7 protein-coding genes are annotated in these 6,465 nt (G+C 64.7%); 4 read left to right on the forward strand and 3 right to left on the reverse strand.

The annotated features are described in order from the left end of the window. Positions 1-434: MarR family transcriptional regulator (locus EN893_RS13560; RefSeq protein ID WP_164832153.1), on the reverse strand; the 434-nt coding region annotated here is incomplete at its 3' end. Between the two features lie 47 nt (positions 435-481). On the opposite strand from EN893_RS13560, the gene EN893_RS13565 reads away from it, so the two are divergent. Next, a complete protein-coding gene (locus tag EN893_RS13565; RefSeq protein WP_127270854.1) occupies positions 482-1,390 on the forward strand; it encodes an alpha/beta hydrolase in 909 nt (302 codons plus the stop codon). Between the two features lie 13 nt (positions 1,391-1,403). Here EN893_RS13565 and EN893_RS13570 read toward each other — a convergent pair whose 3' ends face one another. Both EN893_RS13570 and EN893_RS13575 read right to left on the reverse strand, forming a co-directional pair. Beyond that, complete coding sequence (locus EN893_RS13570) at positions 1,404-1,799, reverse strand: rhodanese-like domain-containing protein (RefSeq protein ID WP_127270856.1); 396 nt, start codon at positions 1,797-1,799, stop codon at positions 1,404-1,406. A gap of 54 nt (positions 1,800-1,853) precedes the next feature. Then, complete coding sequence (locus EN893_RS13575; RefSeq protein WP_127270858.1) at positions 1,854-2,468, reverse strand: TetR/AcrR family transcriptional regulator; 615 nt, start codon at positions 2,466-2,468, stop codon at positions 1,854-1,856. 98 nt (positions 2,469-2,566) lie between these two features. Between EN893_RS13575 and EN893_RS13580 the strand changes: the two genes are divergently transcribed. From EN893_RS13580 to EN893_RS13590, 3 genes are all read left to right on the forward strand, one after another. Continuing rightward, entirely contained in the window at positions 2,567-3,313 is a 747-nt protein-coding gene (locus EN893_RS13580) for a 3-oxoacyl-ACP reductase family protein (protein ID WP_127270861.1), read from the forward strand. A 209-nt stretch (positions 3,314-3,522) separates the two neighbouring features. Continuing rightward, on the forward strand, positions 3,523-5,415 hold the full coding sequence (locus EN893_RS13585; RefSeq protein WP_127270863.1) for a murein L,D-transpeptidase: 1,893 nt from the start codon (positions 3,523-3,525) through the stop codon (positions 5,413-5,415). Between the two features lie 172 nt (positions 5,416-5,587). Continuing rightward, positions 5,588-6,465, forward strand: an 878-nt coding sequence (locus EN893_RS13590; RefSeq protein WP_164900840.1) for an arginase family protein, incomplete at its 3' end; no start/stop codon positions are given.

The raw sequence follows: 6,465 nt of genomic DNA on the forward strand, positions 1-6,465 counted from the left end.
TCATAGATCTTGCGCATCTGCTCGCCGATCATGTCGCATTGTTCCGGCGTAGACTGGCTCATCGCCTTCTCTATCAGCGCCATGTGCACTTTCAGCGCCTGCATCAACAGCGCCTCGCCGGCCTCGGTGAGCGCGAGCCGCAGGATGCGCTTGTCCTTCTCGTCGCCTTCGCGGCGCAGCAGGCCACGCGCTTCCAGCTGCGGCAAAAGCATGGTGATGTTGGAACGGCCGACGAGCAGCTTGCGGGCAAGATCGTGCTGCGACATGCCGGGGTGGCGATAGAGGTTCATCAGCACGTCGAGCTGCGCCGGTTTCAAATCGAGCGGCGCAAGCTTCACCGCCAGCGTGCGCTCCAGCACATGGCAGGCGCGCGCCACCGCGACCCAGTTGCGGAAACGCGGGTTATCCCAAGGCAGCTCTTGTTTATTGTTCATCTTTGAACTATTATGTTCATGCTTGAACGTATGGATGGATTTTCACTATGGCATCATTCGGGCTGAAGGTCATCCGGGGCGTGTTCGGTGCGGCAGAGCGTGTCGCGCCGCGGCTTAGCGGACGCGCGGCGTTCGAATTGTTCTGCCGCACCCCGAATGTCAAGGCGCTCAGCGATGGCGAGCGCCGTGCTGTCGACCGTGCGGCCGGGTTCATGACCGAGGCGCGTCATCACCGGCTGAAGACCGCGACCGGCTGCGTCATGGTGCACGAGTTCCGCCCGGAGCCGGGCAGGGCGGCCGCCGGCACGGTGCTCGTCGTCCATGGCTGGCGCTCGCGCACCGAATATATGCGCGCCTTGATCGAAGGCTATCGCGCCGCCGGCCACCGGGTCGTTTCGCTTGACCTGCCCGGCCACGGCCAGTCGCAGGGCCGGCGCTTGAACATGGTCAATGCGGTGGATGCGGTGCGGGTTGCCGGCGAGTGGTTCGGCCCCTTCGTGGCAGCGGTCGGCCATTCCTTCGGCGGCGCCGTCGCCGCCAACGCCATCGCCGGTTCGGTCAAGAACATCCCGCCACTGGCGGCCGGACGCCTGGTGCTGATCGCGGCGCCAAGTTCCCTGCCGGCGATCTTTGCCGACTTCAGCCGCATGCTCAATGTCGGCCCGCGCTCGCAAGCCGCCATGGCGGACCGGGTCGAGCATCTTTCCGGCCGCCCCCTGCACGAATTCACCGGCGACCGTCAGCTCGCCCAGGCGCCGGTGCCGACCCTGGTCATCCATGCGCAGGACGACCGCGAAGTCTCGGCCGATCATGCAAGGCGCTATGCCGGCGCCGGCGGCCATGTGCGGCTCTACTGGGCCGACGGGCTCGGCCACCGCCGCATTCTCGCCGACAAGGGCGTGGTCGAACGCGCGGTTGGCTTCGTGGCGAATCGCGAGCCATTGCTGCTGCACTGAGCGGCGGTCGAGATTATTTCTTCTTCTCGCCGGGTTCGACCGGCAGTCCGGCGGCCTTCCAGGCGGTGTAGCCGCCAAGGATGTGCTTGACCGGCGAAAGCCCCATGTCCTGCGCCGTCTTTGTGGCCAGCGCCGAGCGCCAGCCGCCGGCGCAGAAGAACACGAAGTTCTTGCCCGAGGCGAAGAAGGGCTTGTGGTAAGGGCTTTCGGGGTCGATCCAGAACTCCAGCATGCCGCGCGTGACATGCTTGGCGCCGGGAATCTTGCCGTCGCGTTCCACTTCGCGTGGATCGCGCAGATCGACGAAGATGGTGTCTTCATCGTCGATCAGCCCGGCCGCCTCCTCCGGCGAAACCACCTCGATCACGGCGTTCGCCTCGTCCAGCAGCTCGCGATAACCCTTTTTCACGCTCTCATCCCTCCCGCCTTGCTGGCGGATTTCGAGCACACCAGCCGGCGTTTGTCACGCCGCGCTGCCGCCGGCCAGCGTCCTCCAGGCCGCCATGGCCCCGGCTACCGTCGCCAGCAGGGCATTATGCGAGGCGCCGTCGCGCGCCTGGATCGACATGCCGTGCTGGACCGTGGCGAAGAAGGTCGCGGCGGCGCTCGCATCGAAATCCGCCGGCAATTCGCCTTCGGCAACGCCGCGCTCCAGACGCTTCTGCAGTGCGGTGTGGTTTTCGGCGCGACGACGGCGCAGGTCGTCGCAGATGGCGCCGCGGCTCGAATCCTGATGCAGTGCGCCCAGCGTGATCAGGCAGCCCTGCGGACGATCGCTCTGCGCATAGGCCCTCGCCGTCAGGCTCAGGAATTGTTCGATCGCCTGCCGCGCAGTCGGAGCTTCCTCCAGCGCCAGCCAGATGTCGGCACCCTCGGTGTGCGAGTAAAAATCCGTCGCCTCCAGGAACAGCGCCTCCTTGCTGCCGAAGGCAGCGTAGAGGCTGGGCGAGTTGATGCCCATGGCGGCGGTCAGCTCGCTCATCGACGCGCCTTCGTAACCACGGGCCCAGAACACCTCCATCGCGCGGCGCAGGGCTGCGGTTCGATCGAAAGTGCGGGGGCGGCCTCGTTCCGGCATGATGCTCTTTTCTGTGTTGATCGATACATAATTAAGTTGACGCCGACGGGCAAGGCTGACAGGTATTTATGTATCGATCGTTACAAAAGGAGAAATCGATGTCATCCAACCAACTGGGCGGCAAGGCCGCGCTCGTCACCGGCGGCAGTCGCGGCATCGGTGCGGCGATTGCGCGACGGCTCGCGGCCGACGGCGCCAGTGTCGCGCTAACTTATGTGCATGGCGAGGAGCAGGCCCGCTCGGTTGTCGCCGAAATCGAGGCCAAGGGCGGCCGCGCCATCGCGATCAAGGCCGACAACCGCGATGCGGTGGCCATAGACAAGGCCGTCGATGACGCAGTGACCGCCTTCGGCCGGCTCGACATCCTGGTCAACAGCGCCGGCATCTGGCGGGCCGCCCCCATCGACACGCTGTCGCTCGCAGATTTCGACGAGACCATGGAGGTCAATCTCCGGGCTCCATTCATCGCCTCGAAGGCGGCGGCCGTGCATATGGGTGAGGGCGGCAGCATCATCTCGATCGGCAGCAACCTTGCCGAGAGGGCGACCGACGGCAGCCTCACGGCCTATTCGGCCAGCAAGGCGGCGCTGGTCGGCCTGACCAGGGCGCTGGCGCGCGACCTCGGCCCGCGCGGCATCACCGCCAACGTCGTCCATCCCGGTTCGACCGACACCGACATGAACCCGGCCGACGGCCCGCATGCCGAGCATCAGCGCCGGAAAATGGCAACACCGCGTTTCGGCAAGGCCGATGACATTGCCGGCATGGTCGCCTGGCTTGCAGGCCCTGAAGGCCGCTTCGTCACCGGCGCTGCCCTGACCATCGATGGCGGCGCCAACGCCTGATCCCGAGAGATTTCCGGCTGGGGCGGAACAACCCTCCGCTCCAGCCGTCACGATCTTGTGAAACCGTTCTGCAACAGGCTTTCCAAAATTTATGAAAGCTTAACGAAATCGGTATGAATCAGTATAGTCGCGCCTTACATCCGCCATGCGGTGAGCGGGACGATCTAGCGTGCGGAACGGGAACCGGTTGCGGCCGGAGCGGGTGATTCATGAAATTCCTCGGAAACAAAGCAACCGTGATGCCGCTGGTGGCGATCGCGGCAACGCTGGCTTTCGGTGTACCCCAGGCAGGCGCGCAGGGGCTGTTCGACATGCTTTTCGGCGGCGGCGTAAAGCACGCGCCGAAAGGCGAGTTTCCGCCCCCGCCACCGAAGCACAAGCCAAAGCCGAAGGCTCCGGCCAGCGGTGGCGGTGGCGGCGCGAGAATCAGCAGCCCATCCTATTACACCTACAAGGCGGACCGGCTGGTTCGCGTCGACTTCTCGGCGCTGGCCCCGACGCCAGAGCCGGCGGCGCCACAGGATGCGGCTTTCGTGCCGTCGGCAACGGGCGCTGCGTTTCGTGAAGCGGTTGCCAGCTTGGCTGACTACGAACTCTTAGCCGAGCCCGACATCGCCAAGGCGCTGATCGCGTATTACTCGGCCAATCCGGATTTCATCTGGATAAGCGGAACCAGCCTCAACAGCCGCGCGCAGGATGCGGTTCGGGTGCTTGGCGAGGCTTCAAGCTATGGCCTCACGCCCGCCGACTATACGGTCGAAGTGCCCGCTGCCGGCGCATCGACGACTGACGCCAATGCGCAACTGAAAGAGCTCGTCCGTTTCGAGATGGCGCTTTCCGCGCGTGTGCTGCGCTATGCCCACGACGCCCAGAACGGCCGCGTCGATCCCAACCGCATGACCGGCTACTATGATTTCCCGGCCAAGCCGCTCGACTTGCAAGGCGTGCTGAGGACGCTGGCGCATACCCAGCAAGTGCGCACCTATCTCGAATCGCGGCATCCGCAGAATGCGGAATACCAGGCGCTGCGCGTCGAACTCGAATCTCTGCAGGCCAGTGCGGAAAACGAAATCGTCGTCGACCCCAAACTGTTGCTGAAGCCGGGCGGAACCAGCCCCGAACTGCCGAAGCTCCTGACCTTGATCGCGCGCAATCTCGATGACGAGATGGGCGGCGCCTATGGCGAGATCCTGTCCAGGCTGGCCACCAGCGAAGTCTATGATCCGGAACTGGTCCCGGTCATCAAGGCCGTGCAGCAAAAGGCAGGCATGAAGGGCGACGGCGTCATCGGCCCGCGCACCGTCGCGACGCTGGCCGGAACATCCAAGGCCGACAAGCTGCTGAAGGTGGAAGTGGCGCTCGAGGAACTGCGCTGGCTGCCCTCCGATCTCGGCAGCCCGCGCGTCTTCATCAACCAGCCGGCCTTCACCGCGAGCTACATCGACAATGGCGAGGAAAAGCTCAAGACGCGTGTCGTCGTTGGCCGGACCACCAACCAGACCTCCTTCTTCTACGACCAGATCAAGCAGGTCGATTTCCATCCCTATTGGGGCGTGCCGCAATCGATCATCGTCAACGAGATGCTGCCGAGATTGCGCAACGATCCGGGCTATCTCGACCGGTCCGGCTATGAGGTGACGGATTCGCGCGGCAAGCGCATTCCTTCGTCGGCGGTCAACTGGGGCGCCTATGGCGCGAACATCCCCTACAGCGTGCGCCAGCAGCCGAGCGAGGCCAACGCGCTGGGCGAGTTGAAGATCCTGTTCCCCAACAAGCACGCGATCTACATGCACGACACGCCGCAGAAATCATTCTTCCAGCGTGATATGCGCGCGCTCAGCCATGGCTGCGTGCGGCTGCAGGACCCGCGCGGCATGGCGGCGGCGGTGCTTGGCACCTCCGTGGACTATATCGCCGAGAAGCTGAAGCACGGCCACTCGACCGAGAATGTGACACGCACCATCCCGGTCTATGTCGCCTATTTCACCGCCTGGCCTGATCTGTCCGGCAAGGTCGAATATTTCGGCGACGTCTACGACCGCGACTCGCGCCTGAAGCAGGCTCTGGACGCCACGGAGGCGGTTCGCTCGCCTTCGAGTTGATCCAGGGCTTTCGCTAGGCCGTTAACTCATAAATACGGCATGACCGAAAGCGGAAAGGCGGCTGAGAGGGAACGAGGAGCGGCGGCTACCGTTATCGAACAAGCTCAAAACGCAACTGTGATCCTGTTTCGGTAGGGACGAACGATGTTGAGCGCTCGAAGCGGAGGCGCCTATGTCGAGCCATTATGCGATTCTCGAAGCCCCCTCCACGCTGGGCCTGGCGACCGACGGTGTGGAGCGCTTGCCTGGCCGGCTCCTGGACCTTGGCCTTGCGGAGCGCATCCAGGCGCGCCGCGCCGGGCGGCTGGCTGTGCCTGCGAAGGACCCGACGCCCGATTCCGAGACAGGCACCCTGAACGCCAGGGCAATTGCGCAGTGGTCGCCCAAGCTCGCCGACGCCGTGGAAGCGGTGCTTGACGCAGGCGGGTTTCCAGTGGTGCTGGGCGGCGATTGCACGATCGTGCTGGGCTCGGCGCTCGCGTTTCGACGGCGCGGCCGCTACGGCTTGCTCTTCATTGACGGCAACGCCGATTTCTTCCAGCCAGAGGCGGAACCCAATGGTGAGGGTGCCTCGATGGACCTCGCCTTCGTCACCGGCTACGGTCCCTCGCTTCTGACCGACATCGAAGGTCGCGGTCCTCTGGTCCGCCCTGAAGACGCTGTCGCCTTCGCGTATCGCGATCACAAGGATCAGGAGGAGTACGGAAGCCAGCCGCTCCCCGAGGAGCTCAAGGTGCTTGACCTTCCCGCTGTGCGCGCGACGGGCATCGAGGCCGCCGCACGCGAAGCGGTCGATCACCTGACGAGAGCGGAATTGGACGGCTTCTTCATCCATCTCGACGCCGACTGTCTCGACGATGTCATCATGCCGGCTGTCGATTTTCGCGTGCCAGGCGGGTTGTCGTGGGACGAGTTAACGGCCGCGCTCCGGCTTGCCTTGGCGAGCGGCAAGGCAGTCGGCCTCGAGATCACCATCTACAATCCGCGCCTTGATGAGGACGGCAGCGCCGGACGCGGCCTCGCCGACGTACTGGCCGCTGCGCTCGGAAC

Source organism: Mesorhizobium sp. M7A.F.Ca.CA.004.04.2.1, assembly GCF_004022825.1.
Classification (GTDB): Bacteria; Pseudomonadota; Alphaproteobacteria; order Rhizobiales; family Rhizobiaceae; genus Mesorhizobium.